The organism is Streptomyces carpinensis (genome assembly GCF_002154505.1).
Lineage (GTDB): Bacteria > Actinomycetota > Actinomycetes > Streptomycetales > Streptomycetaceae > Streptomyces > Streptomyces carpinensis.
The window spans coordinates 1-16,160 of the sequence record NZ_MUBM01000322.1; the positions used below are offsets into that span (position 1 = coordinate 1).

General features: G+C 69.7%; 18 protein-coding genes and 3 pseudogenes. 12 read left to right on the forward strand and 9 right to left on the reverse strand.

What is annotated here, in order from left to right; translation table 11 throughout:
• Nucleotides 1-8: 8 nt before the first annotated feature.
• The 3 genes and pseudogenes from BZY54_RS49765 (at nt 9) to BZY54_RS36075 (ending at nt 1,515) form a co-directional block, all read left to right on the forward strand.
• On the forward strand, nt 9-98 hold the full coding sequence (locus BZY54_RS49765; protein ID WP_244217511.1) for a hypothetical protein: 90 nt from the start codon (nt 9-11) through the stop codon (nt 96-98).
• 83 nt (nt 99-181) lie between these two features.
• A pseudogene (locus tag BZY54_RS53945) lies at nt 182-417 on the forward strand (transposase family protein); the annotation flags it as partial.
• A 90-nt stretch (nt 418-507) separates the two neighbouring features.
• Nucleotides 508-1,515 (forward strand): glycosyltransferase family 2 protein, encoded by a 1,008-nt coding sequence (locus BZY54_RS36075; RefSeq protein WP_086729533.1) that lies wholly within the window; start codon nt 508-510, stop codon nt 1,513-1,515.
• 250 nt (nt 1,516-1,765) lie between these two features.
• Here BZY54_RS36075 and BZY54_RS36080 read toward each other — a convergent pair whose 3' ends face one another.
• Both BZY54_RS36080 and BZY54_RS36085 read right to left on the reverse strand, forming a co-directional pair.
• Nucleotides 1,766-2,413: a hypothetical protein gene (locus tag BZY54_RS36080; RefSeq protein WP_086729534.1), complete on the reverse strand. Its 648-nt coding sequence runs from the start codon at nt 2,411-2,413 to the stop codon at nt 1,766-1,768.
• 506 nt (nt 2,414-2,919) lie between these two features.
• Nucleotides 2,920-3,741 (reverse strand): alpha/beta fold hydrolase, encoded by an 822-nt coding sequence (locus tag BZY54_RS36085; protein ID WP_244217508.1) that lies wholly within the window; start codon nt 3,739-3,741, stop codon nt 2,920-2,922.
• A 514-nt stretch (nt 3,742-4,255) separates the two neighbouring features.
• Between BZY54_RS36085 and BZY54_RS36090 the strand changes: the two genes are divergently transcribed.
• Both BZY54_RS36090 and BZY54_RS36095 read left to right on the forward strand, forming a co-directional pair.
• Nucleotides 4,256-4,900, forward strand: coding sequence for a LysE family translocator (locus BZY54_RS36090; protein ID WP_086729535.1), 645 nt, complete (start codon nt 4,256-4,258; stop codon nt 4,898-4,900).
• A 358-nt stretch (nt 4,901-5,258) separates the two neighbouring features.
• Nucleotides 5,259-5,939 (forward strand): alpha/beta hydrolase, encoded by a 681-nt coding sequence (locus BZY54_RS36095; protein ID WP_244217509.1) that lies wholly within the window; start codon nt 5,259-5,261, stop codon nt 5,937-5,939.
• A gap of 295 nt (nt 5,940-6,234) precedes the next feature.
• Here BZY54_RS36095 and BZY54_RS36100 read toward each other — a convergent pair whose 3' ends face one another.
• Nucleotides 6,235-6,810 carry a hypothetical protein gene (locus BZY54_RS36100; RefSeq protein ID WP_086729536.1) on the reverse strand — a complete coding sequence of 192 codons (576 nt, stop codon included), beginning with the start codon at nt 6,808-6,810 and terminating at the stop codon, nt 6,235-6,237.
• Nucleotides 6,811-6,982: 172 nt separating this feature from the next.
• On the opposite strand from BZY54_RS36100, the gene BZY54_RS36105 reads away from it, so the two are divergent.
• From BZY54_RS36105 to BZY54_RS54865, 3 genes are all read left to right on the forward strand, one after another.
• Nucleotides 6,983-8,980 (forward strand): sensor histidine kinase, encoded by a 1,998-nt coding sequence (locus BZY54_RS36105; RefSeq protein ID WP_086729537.1) that lies wholly within the window; start codon nt 6,983-6,985, stop codon nt 8,978-8,980.
• 23 nt (nt 8,981-9,003) lie between these two features.
• Nucleotides 9,004-9,654 carry a response regulator gene (locus BZY54_RS36110; RefSeq protein WP_244217512.1) on the forward strand — a complete coding sequence of 217 codons (651 nt, stop codon included), beginning with the start codon at nt 9,004-9,006 and terminating at the stop codon, nt 9,652-9,654.
• Between the two features lie 201 nt (nt 9,655-9,855).
• Nucleotides 9,856-9,978 carry a hypothetical protein gene (locus tag BZY54_RS54865; protein WP_279634733.1) on the forward strand — a complete coding sequence of 41 codons (123 nt, stop codon included), beginning with the start codon at nt 9,856-9,858 and terminating at the stop codon, nt 9,976-9,978.
• Nucleotides 9,979-9,984: 6 nt separating this feature from the next.
• Here the strand turns inward: BZY54_RS54865 and BZY54_RS36115 are convergent, their stop codons facing one another.
• The 4 genes from BZY54_RS36115 to BZY54_RS36130 form a co-directional block, all read right to left on the reverse strand.
• Nucleotides 9,985-10,275, reverse strand: a complete 291-nt coding sequence (locus tag BZY54_RS36115; RefSeq protein WP_086729539.1) for a hypothetical protein — start codon at nt 10,273-10,275, stop codon at nt 9,985-9,987.
• Nucleotides 10,276-11,024: 749 nt separating this feature from the next.
• Nucleotides 11,025-11,342 (reverse strand): EthD family reductase, encoded by a 318-nt coding sequence (locus BZY54_RS36120; RefSeq protein WP_086729540.1) that lies wholly within the window; start codon nt 11,340-11,342, stop codon nt 11,025-11,027.
• A complete protein-coding gene (locus tag BZY54_RS36125; RefSeq protein ID WP_086729541.1) occupies nt 11,342-11,902 on the reverse strand; it encodes a dihydrofolate reductase family protein in 561 nt (186 codons plus the stop codon). The genes BZY54_RS36120 and BZY54_RS36125 overlap by 1 nt, the downstream gene beginning before the upstream one ends.
• Nucleotides 11,903-11,959: 57 nt before the next feature.
• Nucleotides 11,960-12,937 (reverse strand): RNA polymerase subunit sigma-70, encoded by a 978-nt coding sequence (locus BZY54_RS36130; RefSeq protein ID WP_086729542.1) that lies wholly within the window; start codon nt 12,935-12,937, stop codon nt 11,960-11,962.
• 99 nt (nt 12,938-13,036) lie between these two features.
• Between BZY54_RS36130 and BZY54_RS36135 the strand changes: the two are divergent.
• Both BZY54_RS36135 and BZY54_RS36140 read left to right on the forward strand, forming a co-directional pair.
• Nucleotides 13,037-13,545, forward strand: a pseudogene (locus tag BZY54_RS36135) (transposase).
• A gap of 7 nt (nt 13,546-13,552) precedes the next feature.
• The gene (locus BZY54_RS36140; RefSeq protein ID WP_086729543.1) at nt 13,553-14,218 is read left to right on the forward strand and encodes a response regulator; all 666 of its coding nucleotides are present in this window, start codon (nt 13,553-13,555) and stop codon (nt 14,216-14,218) included.
• On the opposite strand, the gene BZY54_RS55150 is transcribed toward BZY54_RS36140, so the two are convergent.
• Together BZY54_RS55150 and BZY54_RS55155 are read right to left on the reverse strand one after the other, a co-directional pair.
• Nucleotides 14,157-14,537: an SDR family NAD(P)-dependent oxidoreductase gene (locus BZY54_RS55150; protein WP_341868720.1), complete on the reverse strand. Its 381-nt coding sequence runs from the start codon at nt 14,535-14,537 to the stop codon at nt 14,157-14,159. The genes BZY54_RS36140 and BZY54_RS55150 overlap by 62 nt on opposite strands.
• Complete coding sequence (locus BZY54_RS55155) at nt 14,486-14,707, reverse strand: Rossmann-fold NAD(P)-binding domain-containing protein (RefSeq protein ID WP_341868721.1); 222 nt, start codon at nt 14,705-14,707, stop codon at nt 14,486-14,488. Before BZY54_RS55155 ends, BZY54_RS55150 begins: the two co-directional genes overlap by 52 nt.
• Before the next feature lie 214 nt (nt 14,708-14,921).
• Here BZY54_RS55155 and BZY54_RS36150 point away from each other — a divergent pair.
• Together BZY54_RS36150 and wrbA are read left to right on the forward strand one after the other, a co-directional pair.
• Nucleotides 14,922-15,256, forward strand: a pseudogene (locus BZY54_RS36150) (transposase); the annotation flags it as partial.
• 177 nt (nt 15,257-15,433) lie between these two features.
• Nucleotides 15,434-16,048 carry an NAD(P)H:quinone oxidoreductase gene (gene wrbA, locus BZY54_RS36155; RefSeq protein ID WP_086729544.1) on the forward strand — a complete coding sequence of 205 codons (615 nt, stop codon included), beginning with the start codon at nt 15,434-15,436 and terminating at the stop codon, nt 16,046-16,048.
• The last annotated feature ends 112 nt before the right edge of the window (nt 16,049-16,160 follow it).

Here is a 16,160-nt window from a genome sequence, read left to right on the forward strand (position 1 = left end):
CCGAAGCCGTGGCCTTCCTCGCCTCGGACGCCGCCAGCTACATCACTGGCGACAACCTCATCGTCTCTGGAGGCATGGGCGTTCACGCCCGTGCCTGACGAGCAGTCCCGCGCTCGGGTCTGTCAAATGAACGCCCAGTTTCACATTCGGTGGTGACGGAGGGTCGTAAGGGCTGACACTCGTGGAGGATGTCAACGAGCTTATACAGACGGTATTTTCGGGTTCGTCCCCGCTGGTCATCGAGGACGTGGCCGACGAGGGCGAGCGGATCGTGGTGCGGGCACGGACTCCGCAACACGCCGCGGTCTGTCCGGTGTGCGGGGTGGTCCGGGGCGAGTGCACGGCTATCAGCTGCGGACGTTGGCCGACGCGCCAGTCAATGGCCGCCGGGTGGCGGTCCGTGTGCGGGTGCGCAGAACCTTGTACGTTGCCGCGGACTGGGTGCCCCTGGGACTTGTCACGTCGTGAGCTGTCCACCTATGTTCGATCACTGTGCTCGCTTCCCCGATGATCAGCGTCATAGTCGCCGCCCACGACCTTCAGGGCCAGCTGGAGGTCTGCCTGAATTCGATACTGAACCAGTCCTTCCGGGACGTGGAGGTTGTCGCGGTCTTGGACCAGTCTGCTGAATGCCCTGCGGACTTGGTGGATGACTATGCTCGGCGCGATGGGCGGGTCTCGGTCGTGCGGCTGACGGGCGTCGTCGGCATCGGCCGGATACGCAACGCGGGGGCGGAGCGCGCCGTCGGTGACTACCTGCTGTTCCTGGACAGCGATCACATCATCGGGGGTGAAACGCTTCAGGCGATGGCCGATCAGCTGCAATCGACACACGAGCCGGATGTTCTTCTCTTCGGGCACACGCGCCTCCATCGCGGCCGCTCGTGGCCCGGTGCCGCCGCCGGCCTGCTTGCCCGGCAGGGACGTGAGTCCTTCGCCTCGATCGACCAGCCCGAGTTGTTCGGTGCTCCCGCCTACTCCTGGGACCGTTTGATCCGCCGCGACTTGTGGATCCGGCAGGAACTCGCGTTCCCCGACGGTCTCCACGAAGAGGTCACAGTCGTCCACCGCGCCATGCTCGCCGCCGACCGGGTCGCCGTCTTGAAATGGAACTGCGTCCAGATCCGCCGTCGGCACACTCAACATCCCGCCGGCTCACCGGACGGCACCCACTTCGATGTCTTCGGCCGCTACGAAGAGAGCTTCGACTTGCTCGAGGAGCGCGACGCCCTGGACGTTGTGGCTCCCTTTCTCTTCACTCGTATGATTCGTCACTACCTCTTCCTCCTCAATCTCGAGGGATGTCTCTCCCGCTCCGAGCGCCCGCAGTTCTTCCAACGCGCCAGCGAGCACTACCGGCGGTTCCTCCCCGACGGCTACGAGCACCCTGAAGGTCGAGAGGGTGTCAAGTTCCAACTCGTGGCGAGCGGGAGATACGGTGCGCTCGAGGCCGCCAGTCTCCCTCAGCGCGCGCGGAGTTTCGTCTCCCGGAGCGCCGCCGTCCGCGGACGGTAGCCCCAGGCTGGGTGACTTCGACCGTTACTGCCGCCGACACAGCGGCGCCGCGTGTACCGCACCCTGCACCGCCGGGACAGCGCGTCCACCCAGAGGAACGCATACGGTCCGGCGTCCAGCAGCCGGTTGCGAAACACGGTGACCGTGTGCGTCTGCCGGGGGGTGTGCCCGGCGTGCAACGCGCCAGGAGGTGTCCCACGGGGTAGAGGAACAAGACCCCGGGGACACCCATACCGGCGCTTGCCTTGTGTCAGGCCGGCTGCTCCTGGCTGTCCTTTCCGGCAGCAGAGGCCTTCGCCGCCTCGGGCGCCGCCGTGTAGAAGACGGAGGAACCCTGCTTGCTGCGCTGGGCCTGGTTCTTGGCAACCAGCCCTTCCAGCGTGGTACGCACGACGGTGTTCTTGATGTCACGCTCAGGATGCTGCTGCCCCAGCGCGGTGGTGATCTCGGCCGCGGAGCGCGGCTCCTTCTGCGCGGCGAGGTACTCGCGGGCGATCTCGACAAGAGTGCGCTGCACCGCTGGCGAAGCCGCCGTCTTGCCCGCGGCCTTCTTCGCGACGCTCTTCTTGACGACTGGCTTCCGGGAAGGAGCCGCAGACTTCTTGGACTGCGCCCGCTTGCCCTGGCTCGGTCCGGCGGTGGACCTCTTACGCGGTGCGGGCACCGCCTTGGCGGCAGGCGAGCCTGTGGGTTTCCGGGGAGCTGAGGTCACGCCCAGGGCCTGCTGGACACTGACGAGGACGGAATGTTCCTGCTGGAGGGCGGCCAACTGCTCCTGCAACGCCGCGAGGTCACCACTGACCCGCTCCTGCTCCTTGAGGTTGTTCTGGAGGTCAGTGGCCACCTGGGAGGCGTACTGAGATGGCAGGCCGGTAGCCGCGGTCTCGGTCTTGGACATGAGGGGTGCCGCTCCTTCAAGGTCGATAGCGTGTTTGCTGCGAGCCCATGGACGTATGCGAATCCGAACACTTGTGCCTTTCAGGCATCGTGCATGGGTGCCGTAGCGGTTACTGCTGCAAGCTGTGTCCTAGTGATAGTACGGAACAGAGACATGTGTTGCTCTTTTCCCAAAAATCCGAGAATCAACTGACGTGCTGCTCATGGTTTTACTGCGAGGTGCATGCAGCGTGCACTGGGGGAGTGAACACACCTCACCGGGTTGCCGTTCACTGCTTTCAGTTGCCAAGGGTGCCAGCCTCCAATAGCTGAGCAGCCGTTCCTGCTGCTGCACCGGAGGGTCCACGCGCGTGTCATCGGCTTGTATGCGGCGGCCTATGGGCTTGCCCTCACCAACCGGTGCTGGCGCAGTACCGGATGGTGGCCACCGAGCAGATGCACCTCATCCTCAACCCTGGGGTGCGGACCGAGCAGACCCGGCACCCGGTGAGCCACCATCATCCGGCACTAACGGTTGAGGAACGGGACCAGTATCGAGATGAGCTCGGCGGGCGTGTCCAGCGCGATGAGGTGAGCGGCGGTGGGGAACTCGACCAAGGTGGCATCGGGGATCTCAGCGGTGTACCGGCGGGCGATGTCCTGGAAGTCGGCGACATCGAGCTTGCCGATCCCGACCAGTGTGGGGACGGAGATGCCGGCGATGTCGCCGATTACGACGCCCTGGGAGTGCTTTCCCCTGGTGTCTTGGTTCACCAGCGACGTTCGCATCGGATCTCGGAGTTGGTCGGCCAGTCCGACAGCGACGTCCTCCCACGGTCGAGCCGGCCCGCGCAGCCACATGTCCAGGTTGATACGGACGGCGGCGTCCAGGTCGCCCGAAGCCAGCGCCGCCGTTTCCGCCTCGTCATACGTGACCATTTCCGAAGACCAGTGGTGTCCCCGCCATGGCGGGGCGAGCAGGGCCAGGGAGTGCACTCGGCTCGGGTGGGTGAGAGCGAAGTCCACGGCCACGCGGCCGCCCCAGGACGCGCCGACAAGCCGGGCACGTTCGTGACCGAGGTGGTCCAGCAGACGCCACAGGTCGTCAGTCTCACTGAACGCTCCGGTCGGGGGTGCGGACTCACCGAAGCCGCGCAAGTCGTACCGGATGACGGTGTGCCGTTCTGCGAGGGCGGGCACGACCGCGTCCCACATACGGTGATCAGCGACGCCGGCGTGCACGAGTACGACGGGCGGTCCGTTGCCGGCGACGACGTAGGAAAGGTGGCCGAGATCGTCGGCGAGTCTGAGCCTCCGCAGATGCTTGCAGGGCGACCGCGCACGTGCCACCCGATAAGAAGTCGTTTCTCTTGGTGGGTGGGCGCCCGACATCATGGTCGTCGGTAGGTCCATGCCTGACCGTGCCGCCGCGGCCGACGGGCTGGGAGGGCACAGGGGCGCGACAGACCCTCCCCGAAGCCTGACATCCCCACGCCAGATGCGCTGAAGCTCAGCACCGCCAACACGCATTCCAACTGGGGCGGCGTCTCACGGGCTCGCATAAGGGGCCGTTCACCTGCGTTCACGAGTTTCCGGTCGTGGGCGCGGCTACCATCTTCGGTCTTGTCTGAACGGCCATGCATGGCGCTGAATGAGACGGAAACTGAGACGGAGATGTCGGCTGTCGTAGATGTCCTCGGTGGGCTAGGAACGGAGTCGAGGGCGCAGAGAGATACCGAGCGGCAAGGCCGTATCCTGCAGTAGGCGAGGCAGGCGCTGCTGATGCGTCGCAGTCGTCCGTTGCAGTCGGGCGACTCCCTACTGCGGGTACCAGGTACTCGACGAACGACCAGGAGGTCGACCGGTGATCACTCTGACCGCAGTCGGAGGAGTGGCCCTGGTCGAACTGGGCATGGCCCTGACTCCGGGACCGAACATGATCCACCTCGCCTCCCGCGCGATCACCCAAGGCCGCAGGGCGGGCCTGGTCAGCCTCAGTGGGACTGCCGTGGGATTCGTGTGCTATCTGCTGGCCGCGGCTGCGGGCCTGTCCGCGTTGTTCGCCGCCGTGCCGGTGGCGTTCATGGTGGTCAAGCTTGCCGGGGCCGCCTACCTGGCCTACCTCGCCTGGGGCATGCTCAAGCCCGGCGGCCGCTCGCCCTTCGACCCGGCCCAGGATCTGCCTCCGGTCTCCGACGCCCGCCTGTTCTCGATGGGGCTGCTGACCAACCTGCTCAACCCCAAGATCGCTCTTATGTATGCCGCCCTGCTGCCCCAGTTCCTGGACCCGCAGGCAGGTCCGGCCTGGGGACAACTGCTCCAGCTCGGTGGTGTGCAGATCATCGTGGGGATCTCCGTGAACGCCCTCATCATGCTGGGCGCAGCACGGGTGTCGGGGTTTCTGGCCGCCCGGCCCCGTGCCATGACCGCCCAGCGGGTCACGGCAGGCGGCTTGCTCGGCGCCTTCGCGCTGCGCACCGCCCTGTCCCGCACTCCTGTCTCCACCTGAGCCAGGCCCGCGTGCCTGTGACACCGATTCTGCTGTGAGCGCGTTTACGATGACGTTGTGGCACTCGTGGATGCCAGAATTCACCCGTGCCCAGCGCAGACCGCCCCAGCTTCCGTCCCGTACGCCGTCGACCCCCACACCGTGGAGCGGGCGTGGTTCAGGGGCGCCGAGGTGGAGTGCGCCACTGTACGAACGACCTTGACGCCCCTGGGCCGCTTCTGCTCGGCTCTCTCTGGGTCGATGGTGTGCGGGACGGAAGCCCCACCACTTGTCACCAAGCTACGGACTTACAGTCGGCGACGGCGCCCCGATGCAGTCAAGGCAGACGTGGAGGTAGCGATGAGGGTCGTGTTCGTGCATGGGGCGTGCGTGCGTGCGGGACGGGTCGTGGTGGTGGCACCGCACCGCCGAGCTGCTGCAGGAGCGGGGGGTGACGAGTGTGGCCCCGGCCCTGCCTAGTTGCGGCGAGGCGGCCCTGCCCGGCGGCGTCGGCGGTCCGGGGCTGCCCGAGGATGTTGCCGCGGTGCGGCAGGTGCTGCAGGCCGGCGACGAGCCGACCGTCGTGGTCGCCCACAGCTACGGCGGCATCGTCACCGCGGAAGCCGCCGCGGGAATCGGGTCGGTACGCCACCTGCTGCTGGTCTCCAGCTACCTGCCCGAGGTCGGGCAGAGCCTGTCGGAGTTCGGGGACGGCGGCTCCGCCCCGTTCCTCCACGTCGACCCCGACGCCGGCACCTTCGGGGTCCGCCCAGAGCTGCTCGTGGACACGTTCCTGCAGGACTGCGACCCCGAGGTCCAGGCGCAGGCGGCGGACCACCTCGCCCGGCAGAGCGTGCAGGTGACCGGGCAGCCGGTCGGGGCGGCCGCATGGCAACAGGTGCCCTCGACGTACCTCGTCTGCGCCCAGGACCGGGGCACCCCGCCGCGGCTACAGCGCGAGTTCGCCCGCCGGGCCGGCAGCGTTATCGAACTCGACGCCGGCCACCACCCGTTCCTGTCCCAGCCCGCCGCGGTCCGGGACCTGCTGCTGAGCCTGTGACGGCAGCCGCGGACGAGCCCTCAGGCGATCTGCGGAGGGGGTGGGGGAGGGGCACCGGCCCGGATGCCGTCGAGCCGGCCGGAGGCTGGCCGCCCGCTCAACTCCCGCCGTCGCGGACGCGTGAGCGTAAGGAGACCGTGCCGCCCGGGGAGGGCGGTCCGGCGACCATAGGTCCGGGGCTCTGGGCAACGCAGGAGCTGGCCGTCCAGGCCCCCGACGGGCTGGGGAGAGGCCCGCACGCAGGCTCGTGGTGGCCCGGTCGGCCTCGGGTACTGGTCCCGGCGTCAAGGGCGCACTAGTCCACGACGGCCGGGCCTCGGAGTGCGAGGGCGACGACCACGGCCGCCACGGCGGCGAGGACCAGGGCCGAGGCCTTGAAGCCGAGTGGGCCGCCGTCGCCGACCGGGCCGCCGACCACCCACGACACCGCGAGGGCCGGGCCGGCCCACCAGAGCAGGACGCGGGCACGGACGGAAGCGACAGCAAAGAGGATCATGCCGAGGAAGCTGACCAGGCTGCCCAGCGGGTACAGCGGGCCCAACGAGTTCTCGGACCGTGTGGCCAGCGAGGCGGCCAGACAGAGGCAGAGAGCCGCGCCGCCGGCCGTGGTGACCAGAAACCCGAACCGGCCGAGCCTGCCGTCCCGGCCTGCGTGGAGCGCGCGCAGGCCCGCGACCAGCGCCACGAAGCCGATCACGAACGGAAACCCGTCCAGGGTGTACAGGTAGTCGGCGGTCGAGGTGAACTGGTCCGTGGACGAGGTCGTCACGAAGAAGTCGAAGACCGCCAAGGCGACGCAGGCGAAGGCCAGCACGGCGGCACCGGCGACAGCCAGTCGGCCGGCGGGGCGGCTCGGGGCGACAGCGGACATCACGCGCTCCTCGGGTATGAGCTGACAGGATGGTGGAACGACGCCAAGGTACGAAGCACGACCCGCCGCGGGCGTCCGGCCGGCTGCTGTATTCGACTCCGCCGACGGGCGGACGCAACGTCAGCCCGCGAGCGGACGCGCCGCTCACGGCGCAGGTCCTATCGTCTGTGCGGTGACTGCCGAACTCCGCCCGCCGGGGCGCGGCGACCTGCTGCTCGCCGCCGCTCTCACCGCCGCGATGGCCGCCGCCGCGAGCGCCACCGGGAACGCCGGTGGCCTGGCCCGGGCCGGTGCAGCGGTGGTCGCTCTGGGGCTGCTCGCACTCGCGGTCCGCCGACCGCGACCGCTCGCCGCAGCCGTGGCGGTGGCCGTCGTGGTCTGTGCCGAGACCGCTGCCACGCCCGGCGGCACACCTGCTCCCGCCTTCCTGGCCTTGATGGTGGCCGATTACTCGCTCGGCGCGCACGCTCGAGCCCGCGGGCTCGCCGCGGGGCTCGCCGTGTCCACGGTCGCCGTGGCGATTGCGCAGATCAGCTCGCCGTCGAGCGGCTACTCGCATACCAGCGCCATCACCTTCTTCACCACGCTCCTGGTGCTCGCACCGGCCGCCGTCGGCGGGCTCGTCCGGATCCGCACCGGCCTCGCACGGCGGCTCACCGCGGGCACCGAGGCCATGCGCGCCGACGCCGCGGCCCGGCTGGCCCTCGAACGGACCGAACACCGGCTGCGGATCGGCGCCGAGATCGAGACGGTCGTCCTGAGCGGCCTGGAGCAGCTCCGGCCACATGCCACCGTGGGCGACCTGGCGGACGTAACGGCCCTGCGCGACCTGGGGCGAGAACTGCTGGTGCGGCTGCGGGTGTTGCTCACCCGGCTGCGCGACGCCGAGGGCGAACCGGAGTCCACCCGGAGTCCCGGGCACAACCTCGCCGAGCTCCGCACCCAGGTCGACCGCGTCCTTGCCATGGGCGCCGCCGCCGGCGAACCGCTGCCCGCGCGCCGAGTGAGCTGGACCCTGTTCACCGAGGAGCGCCTCGATACCCTGCTGGCTGTGGCCGGCGGTGCGTACGCCCTGCTCGTGGTCGCGGTCCAGCTCGCCGCGCCCGCACCGCCCGGGCGCCGCTGGCTGCTCTGCCTGGTCGGCGCGGCGACGGCACTGCCGGCCGTATGGATCCGCCGGCAGCCGCTCGCGATGACCGCCACCGCCCTGGCGGCCGTGGCCGTCTTCGACCGACTCGACCCCGCAGCGGACCCGCTGGGCGGACCGGTCGCTGCCATAACCCTGATCGGGCTGCCGATCCTGGTCGCCGGCACCGCGCCGACGAGGGTGGCCCTGATCGGCTTGGCAGCCTGTCTGGCGACCGCCGCCACAGGGCTGCTGACCACCACCAGCACCCGCTCGCACTGGCAGGACCTGGTCTCCTCCGGCGCCGTGGCGGCCGGGAGCTGGGCGGCGGGCCGGGTGCTCCGGGCGGGCGCCGCGGCGCTGCGCGCCGGCGCGGCTGAGGCGGCCGGTGAGCAGCAGCGCCAACAGGAGCGACTGCGGCTGGCCCTCGCCGCCGACCGCATCGACGTGGCCAGGGAGTTGCACGACGCGGTGGGCCATGTGATGACCGGCGTCGTCCTCCAGGCCACCGCCGCCGCACGGGTCTGGGAGAGCGAGCCCGGGCTGGCCGCGGAACATGTCACCGCCCTGAAGGGAACTGTCTCCGAGGCGCTGGGCGATCTGCAGCCGCTGGTGCTCAACCTGGCGCTCGAGGGCGGCGGGACACCCGGACTCGGCGCTGCCGCGGGCCTGCTGGACCACGCCCGCGCCTGTGGGCTGCGACTGCGGGTGGAGGAGGAGGGCGCCGCAGCCCCGCTGACCCCCGAGGTCGATGCGGTCGCCTACCGGACCTTGCAGGAGGCGCTGACCAACGCCGCGCGCCACGCGCCGGGCGCTGACGTACTGGTCCGGCTCGCGCATGCGCCGGACTCGGTGTCGGTCCAGATACGCAACGCGCCCCCGCCGTACCCGGGAGTCGAACGCGTCGGCTCGGGGTACGGACTGCGTGGGATGGCCGAACGCGTGTCGGGATGCGGTGGGACACTGCGGGCGGAGACGACGGCAGACGGGGGCTTCGAGGTGCACGCAGTCCTGCCGCGCCGGCCTGGGGAGGTGCAGCAGTGAACGAACCGGAAGCATCGGCCGCACTGTCAGCGATCCGTGTACTGCTCGCTGACGACCAACCACTGGTCCTGGCCGGCCTGCGCACCATCCTTGCCGCCGAGCCCGACATCGAGGTCGTCGGACAGGCCCGCGACGGCCACGAGGCGGTTCGGCTGGCCCGCGAACTTCGTCCGGACCTGGTGCTGCTGGACGTCCGGATGCCCCGGCTCGACGGTGTCGCCGCGGCCTGCCAGATCCTCGCCGCCGACGGCAGCGCGCCGCGTGTGGTCATGCTCACCACCTTCGACCTCGACGAGTACGTCTACGCGGCGTTGCACGCCGGGGCCAGCGGATTCCTGGTCAAGGACATCCCGGACGACCAGCTCGTCGCCGGCGTCCGGGCGGTCTGCCGGGGGGACACGCTCCTCGCCCCCAGCGTCTCCCGACGCCTCGTCGAGGCCTACGTGCGGCGACCCCCGGGCGGCAGCTCTGCGCCCGGCGCGGACACCCTGACCCCGCGCGAGCTCGAAGTCTGGCGCCTGGTCGCAGCCGGCCTGTCCAACGGCGAGATCGCCGCCCACCTCTACCTCGGCGAGGCCACCGTCAAGACCCATGTCTCCCGGCTGATCGCCAAACTCGGCGCCCGCGACCGGATCCAACTAGTCGTCCTCGGCTACGAATCGGGCATCCGTTGATCCAGTCAACCGTTTCTAGAAACTGAGCGGGGGTGAGTCCTGGAGGGACTCGTGCTCAGCCGGGCACTCCGAACGGTGTTGAGTGTCCTGGTTGCCCGCGTTCGCTCCGTGCCTGGTCCCGGCGGATCGTGTCCGGGGTCCGGGGACAGGGGGGCGGGTTGCCTCGCGCCCTCGGGTGCCGCATCCGGCCTGGGCGGTCCGATGCCCAAGCCCGTCGGCCGGGTCGTCCGCGCGGACGAGGCCCACTCCGTCCAGAACGGCACCATCGCCTGGCAAGCCCTGGGCCGGCAGCAGACGGCGGCTGGGGACTCCATGGCCGACTGACCGCAGTCAGTCGCCGATGAACCACAGATACAAGTGCAGCCCGCGCTCGACGACCTGGCACAGCTCGCGGGCCTGCCCGACCCAGTCACCTCCCAAGTCGGCAGGAAGCCGGTCGAGCTCCGACAGCAGCAGCGGCACCTGCCGCTGGTTGAAGATCGCGTCCCCATACGGCGTCAGGGCCCAGAGCATCGGGAACTCCGCCGGGTCCAGATCCGCGAACCCGGCCGTCCACTTCACACCGGCTTTGGCGCGAGCCACGACGTTCCCGCTGTCACCACGCACCGCCATATTGATCATCCGCCGAGCCTATCGGCGCCCACCGCGGCCCACGAAGGAATTACCGACCGTGACGTTTCCACAGGCCCCGGCCCTGCCCGAGGAACCAGGCCCGCCTCGCCGGTGCCGACTGGATCGATGACACCGAGTTCGCCGCGTACGGGCTCGACGACGCCGCCATCGGTGCATTGCGCCGCTGGGCCCAGGAGTGGGCCGACGACTTCGCCGAACGCCTCCAGGAAGAGACGGACCCGACGGACGACTGACGGGCCGCATCGGCCGTGGCACCCGAGCAGATCATCAACTGACTGGCAGCCCTTTTGGTGGCGGGCGGTCGCTGAAGGGAGGTGCGGTGTTCAACCCTGGCGTGTGGAGGCGCGTACGACCACTGCGCACGGTACGACCACGTTGTTCGGCTCCCGCTTGACCGGCTCCAGCCTTCTGGATCCGGCCCACGAGTTCACTCCTTGTCAGACCGCCCCGAAACCTGTGTGGAGGCGGTGACGGCCTGACGAAACAGGTGGCTGCCGTTACGAGGGGTGGTGTCGCTCGTCAGTCGAAGACCTTCCCAGGCATTGTGACCTGATTGTCCGTCAGGATGGCTTGCCAGCGGCCTCGCCCTGCCAGCTGGCGGCGTGCAGGGCGATGTCCGGGAGCAGCATGGCCTCGGCTTCGGGATGGTCGGTGGCGCGGGCCGGCGCTGGCGCTTGACGATCCGAAGGACGGGCTCCTCAGCCTCGTTCGTTCGTTACGCGCACGGTAAAGATTGCCTACAGCACACTTTCGTCCACAGCGAAGATCATGCTGCGGACCGGGGAGAGTTCCTGGAGGTGCGCCGCGTCGGCCGCGGTGGCGCGTCCCTCGGGCGAAGCGAACGCGGCGTGCAGCTCATCCATCGAGTCCCATTCCAGTTCGGCGACCAGGTAGTACGGGAAGCCGCCGCGGACAGCGACCAGGTCGCGGCCGATCGTGTAGCGGCGCAGCCCCGGGAGGCGGCGTGCGAGCGGGATGTGGGCATCGTGGTAGTGCCGATCGAATGCCGCGGGGTCGGTGGGTGTCTCGTACAGGGCGATGAAACGGGCGGTCATCAGGCGGCCCTCCGGTAGCGGGTGAGGACGGCGGCACCGACCCGCTCGACGGCCAGGCACTCCAGCTCGGCGTGGGGGCCATCGGTCGGGAAGAGCCGCCGGCCGGTGCCGAGGACAGTGGGGAAGGTCAGCAGCCGGTACTCGTCGATCATGTCCGCGGCCATCAGCCGGTCCACGACGCCCAGACTCCCGGCGACGATCACGTCCCGCCGCTCGCGCTTGACGGCGTCGACCAGATCGCCGTCAAGGAGCTGGGAGTTCGCCCACACCGAGGTGTCGGCGTGGGTCAGGGTGCGAGAGGCGATCAGCTTCGGGACGGCGTTCATCTGCGCGGCAAACGGGTCGTCGCGGCCCGGCCAGAGCCGCGAGAACAGCTGCCAGGTGGCGCGCCCGAGCAGCAGTACGCCCTCGTCCAGCGTGCGGCCGAGCCGGAACTTGTCCCCGGCGACCGCCTCCGGGCCGTGCCGGAATGCCCAGCCGCCCCGCGGCGTGCCGGCGGACCCGTCCGGGTCGGACACGATCCCGTCCAGGGTGATGAACTCGATGACGATGACGCTCACGATGAGACTCCCTTCGGTACGGTGCTCATCGGTACGTACCGGCCACACCGCCCCGACTCATCGCTCCCGGCGGAACTCGTTGTCGGGAATCTCTCCCGGCAACTCGAAGGCGTCGAAGACGCGCGGATCGGCGAACACGACGTTGTGCGCGACCCGTCCGTCGGTGACGGTGAAGACCTGCACGGTGTGCAGACGGCGCCCGCCGCCGGGCTCCGGCGCGTACGCGGCGAGTGCGGGCTGCCTGTTGGCGGTGAGCTCCCGCATGGCCCAGTCCGTGCCGCGCATCTGGAACACCCGCTCCAGGAAACGGCCGTAGTCCCGGCTGCCTCGGTACCACAGCGGTACCGGGGGCATCTCCAGCACCGCGTCGTCGGCCAGCAGCCGCACCAGAGCGGGTACATCCGCCGCCTCGAACGCCTGCATGTACCGCTGGATGACCGCCCGCACCTCCGGATCGTCCGGCTCGGTGACCGCACCGGCATCGCCCACGTTGGCGAGGGCGGCACGGGCGCGCTGCAAGGCGCTGTTGACCGCCGCGACCGTAGTCCCCAACTGCTCAGCGACCTCGGCGGCGGTGAACGCCAGCACGTCGCGCAATACCAGCACCGCCCGCTGCCGCGCCGGCAGGACCTGCACCGCCGCCACCCACGCGAGCCGCAGATCGGCCCTGACCTCCACATCGAACCGCGCGTCGGGGAACGGCTCCAGCCAGGGCACATCGAGCGCCGGCATCAGTGGCGCCTCGGGATCGTCGCTCGCCACCCCCAACCCGGACGGCAGCGGACGCCGCCCGCGCCCCTCCAGCGCGGTCAGGCACACATTGGTCGCGATCCGGTACAGCCAGGTCCGCACCGACGCGCGCACCGGATCGTACCGATCACGGGCCTTCCAGGCACGCAGCAGCGTCTCCTGCACCAGATCCTCGGCCTCGTGCACCGAACCCAACATCCGGTAGCAGAACGCCACCAACTCACCCCGGTACAGCTCGAAGTCCACAGGCTCATCATGCTGCACCGGTCTTGCCGGCTCTACCAAAAGCCGTTGATCATGTGGCTGCCGGCTTGTTCGCTCGTTGCTCTGATCGTGGGGGAGAGACAGCTGCGGCCGTGCATCGTGGCGGATGAACTGTGATCGCTGATCGAGCCGTTGCTGCCGGAACCGGCGCCGAAGCAGGTCGAAGGACGACCTCGAGTGCCGGACCGGCAGGCCCTGTGCGGATCTTGTTCGTGCTGCACACGGGATCCAGTGGGAGTACCTGCCGCAGGAGCTGCGCCTCGGCTCGGGGATGACGTGTTGGCGGTGCCTGGCAGCCTGGAACGAGGCCGGTGTCTGGGACCAGTTGCATGCGGTGCTGCTGCTGAAGGAGCTGCGCTCGAAGCAGAAGGTGGACCGGTCGCGGGCGGTGATCGATTTCTCCTGCGGCAGCGCGGCATCCGGCCCGCGATCGCGGCACGAGACCAGCCACACGGCACCGGCCTGGGCGTCTTCCGCTGGGTCGTCGAACGCACCATCGCCTGGCTCCATGGCTTCCGCCGGCTTCGGATCCGATGGGAACGTCGCGACGACCTCCAGAAGCGTTCCTGGGTCTCGCCGTCTGCCTGATCACCCACCGCCACGTCCAACGCCTTTGCTGGGACCTCTAAAAGCCTGATGCGGAACCGAGGGAAGGATGAGCAGCACGCCGTCCTGCTCGCCGACGACCATCCCCTGGTGCGCCAGGGAATGCGAGCGGTCCTCGACACCGTCGCCGACATCGAGTTGGCCGGTGAGGTCGGGGGCGGCCTCGAAGCCGTCCGCCGGGCCATCGAACTGCTGCCCGACGTCATCGTGATGGACCTGCAGCTGCCCGGACCGCACGGCATCGAGACCACCCGGCAGATCCGGACCCGGGTGCCGGACGCGGCTGTATCGGTCCTGACGATGGTCGAGGACGACACGACAGTCTTCGCCGCCGTCCAGACCGGCGCACTCGGCTACCTCGTCAAGGTGGTCGACGGAGCGGACATCGCCGCCGCCATCCACGCCGCCGCGGCCGGGCAGCCGGTCTTCGGCGCGGCACTGGCAGGCCGGCTGCGGACCTGGTTCGTCTCGCCACCGCCGCCGGATCGCCCGTTCCCCGAACTCACCCCACGCGAGCGGGACATCCTCGACCACCTCGCGGCCGGACTGTCCAACGCCGAGATCGGCCGGTGCCTGCACCTGTCCGGCAAGACGGTGGCGAACAACGTCTCGGCGATCCTCGCCAAGCTGCACCTCACCCAGCGCAGCCAGGCCATCGTCCGGGCACGCGATGCCGGTCTGGGCCGTTCGCCCTGAGAACTCCCCTCGCGGCCAGCACTTCGAGCGAACCGGCCTCAAGGCCGTCCAGCGCCGCCCTGGCGATCACGTCCGGGTCCGACTTCGCGTCCTCGATGCCCGCCATCATGCCGGTGTCGACGCTCGCCATGGCCAGTGCCGTGACCTGGGTCACCTGCGCGGCGAGTTCGTACCGGACGCCGTTGGTCAGGGCCCAGGCGGCAGCCTTGGACGCGCCGTAGGTGTTGGAGTGCTCGTACGCCATCCACGCCATGACCGACAACACGTTCAGCACGGCACCGCCGCCGTTGGCGCCCAGGACCGGCGCGAAGGCGCGCACCAGCGCAGGGTGGCCAAGAAGTTGGTCTCCGTCTCGAGCCGGATGTCCTCCTCCGTGCCGTCGGTGAGCCGGGCGAAGGTCGACACTCCGGCGTTGGCGACGAGCAGGGTCGTGTCGCCGGCCGTGGCGGCGGCCCGGGCAATGGATGCGTCATCGGTGACGTCGAGCATCAGCGGGACGACACCGGGAAGCTCCGGGACGGTCTCCGGTCGGCGCGCGCCCGCGTAGACCTTCTGGCCCCCCTGCGCCGCAACTCGGCGACGAAGCTGTGCCCGACACCCCGGTTCGCGCCCGTGACCAGCGCGACCTCGTTTCGCCCCGCAGGTGCGTATGCTCCGCGCCGAACGGGACCGTCTCGCGGCCCCGGTCGAGGAGATGACCCACACCCTGCACCGCCTCGCCCAGCTCATCACCCCGCTGTTCGGCGTCTCGAAGTCCGCGGCTGACCGCGTCGTCGACAACCTCGGCTCTCGCTCCAGCCATGCAAGCGATTCCGCGAGGACGCTGTACTCGTCGTCGACGGCTCTCTCGTACGCACCCGCGACCACACCGTCGCCGGGCAGTCGAAGAATGACCGGTACTCCACCAACCACCAGGTCGTGGTCGACGCCGACACACGCCTGGTCGTCGTGGTCGGCCGACCGCTCCCTGGGAACCGCGCCGACTCCAGGGGTGCGGGCGGTGGGTGCGTGCTCCCGTTGACCGCGGCCGCCTCCGGTACCGCGCCCTGTCATCGACCGAGATCCGCACAGCGATGTGGTTGACGATTAAACAAGATGGTTTAATCTTCATCCATACGTCGGTGATCGACGCCGCTTCGCGCAGCGCGTCGTGTCCGACGCCGGTGCACCACGCGTGGCGCACCGTACGCATCCTCAGGATCGGAGACGACTTCCATGACCAGCCCTGTCCGCCTCGCCGTCATCTACTACTCCTCCACCGGATTCTCGGCCGAGATCGCCAAGGAGATCTCGGAGGCGGCCGAGAAGGCGGGCGCCGAGGTGCGCCTGCTGAAGGCCGCGGAACTGGCCCCCGAGGCCGCCATCGCCTCGAATGAGGCGTGGGCCGCCCACGCCGCGGCGAGCGCGGGCATTCCGGAGGCCACGACCGCTGACGTCGAGTGGGCGGACGCGATCGTCTTCGGCACCCCCACCCGCTTCGGGAACATCTCGTCCCAGCTGAAGCAGTTCATCGACACCCTGGGCGGCCTGTGGGCGCAGGGCAAGCTGGCCAACAAGGTCTACAGCGGCTTCGTGACGACCGCCACGGCCCACGGCGGCCAGGAGTCGACGCTGCTCGCCCTGTACAACTCGATCCACCACTTCGGCGGCATCATCGTGTCCCCGGGCTACACCGACCCCGTCAAGTTCGTCGACGGCAACCCCTACGGCACCTCGCACGTCGACGCCCAGGGCAACAACCCGGTCGGCGATGAGACCCGCAACGCCGCCCGCCACCAGGCCGAGCGCGTGGTTCAGGTCGCCGCCGCCCTGAAGGGCGGCCTCGCCTGACCTGCCCCGGAGTGCGGCCAGTCCAAGGGACGCCGTATGCCTGGCCGCACCGCCCGTCCGGCAGCCGACGCGCTGCCGGACGGGCGGTCAGGGCTGCCCCGGGGGTGGTGGC

Bases quoted from the DNA above. Each gene is read 5' to 3' on its own strand.
- BZY54_RS36075 (WP_086729533.1), top strand. From the start codon at position 508: ATGATCAGCGTCATAGTCGCCGCCCACGACCTTCAGGGCCAGCTGGAG.
- BZY54_RS55155 (WP_341868721.1), bottom strand. From the start codon at position 14,707: ATGCTCGACGTCACCGATGACGCATCCATTGCCCGGGCCGCCGCCACG.
- BZY54_RS36120 (WP_086729540.1), bottom strand. From the start codon at position 11,342: ATGACCGCCCGTTTCATCGCCCTGTACGAGACACCCACCGACCCCGCG.
- wrbA (WP_086729544.1), top strand. From the start codon at position 15,434: ATGACCAGCCCTGTCCGCCTCGCCGTCATCTACTACTCCTCCACCGGA.
- BZY54_RS36140 (WP_086729543.1), top strand. From the start codon at position 13,553: ATGCGGAACCGAGGGAAGGATGAGCAGCACGCCGTCCTGCTCGCCGAC.
- BZY54_RS36115 (WP_086729539.1), bottom strand. From the start codon at position 10,275: ATGATCAATATGGCGGTGCGTGGTGACAGCGGGAACGTCGTGGCTCGC.
- BZY54_RS54865 (WP_279634733.1), top strand. From the start codon at position 9,856: ATGCCCAAGCCCGTCGGCCGGGTCGTCCGCGCGGACGAGGCCCACTCC.
- BZY54_RS36095 (WP_244217509.1), top strand. From the start codon at position 5,259: ATGGGGCGTGCGTGCGTGCGGGACGGGTCGTGGTGGTGGCACCGCACC.
- BZY54_RS36100 (WP_086729536.1), bottom strand. From the start codon at position 6,810: ATGTCCGCTGTCGCCCCGAGCCGCCCCGCCGGCCGACTGGCTGTCGCC.
- BZY54_RS36080 (WP_086729534.1), bottom strand. From the start codon at position 2,413: ATGTCCAAGACCGAGACCGCGGCTACCGGCCTGCCATCTCAGTACGCC.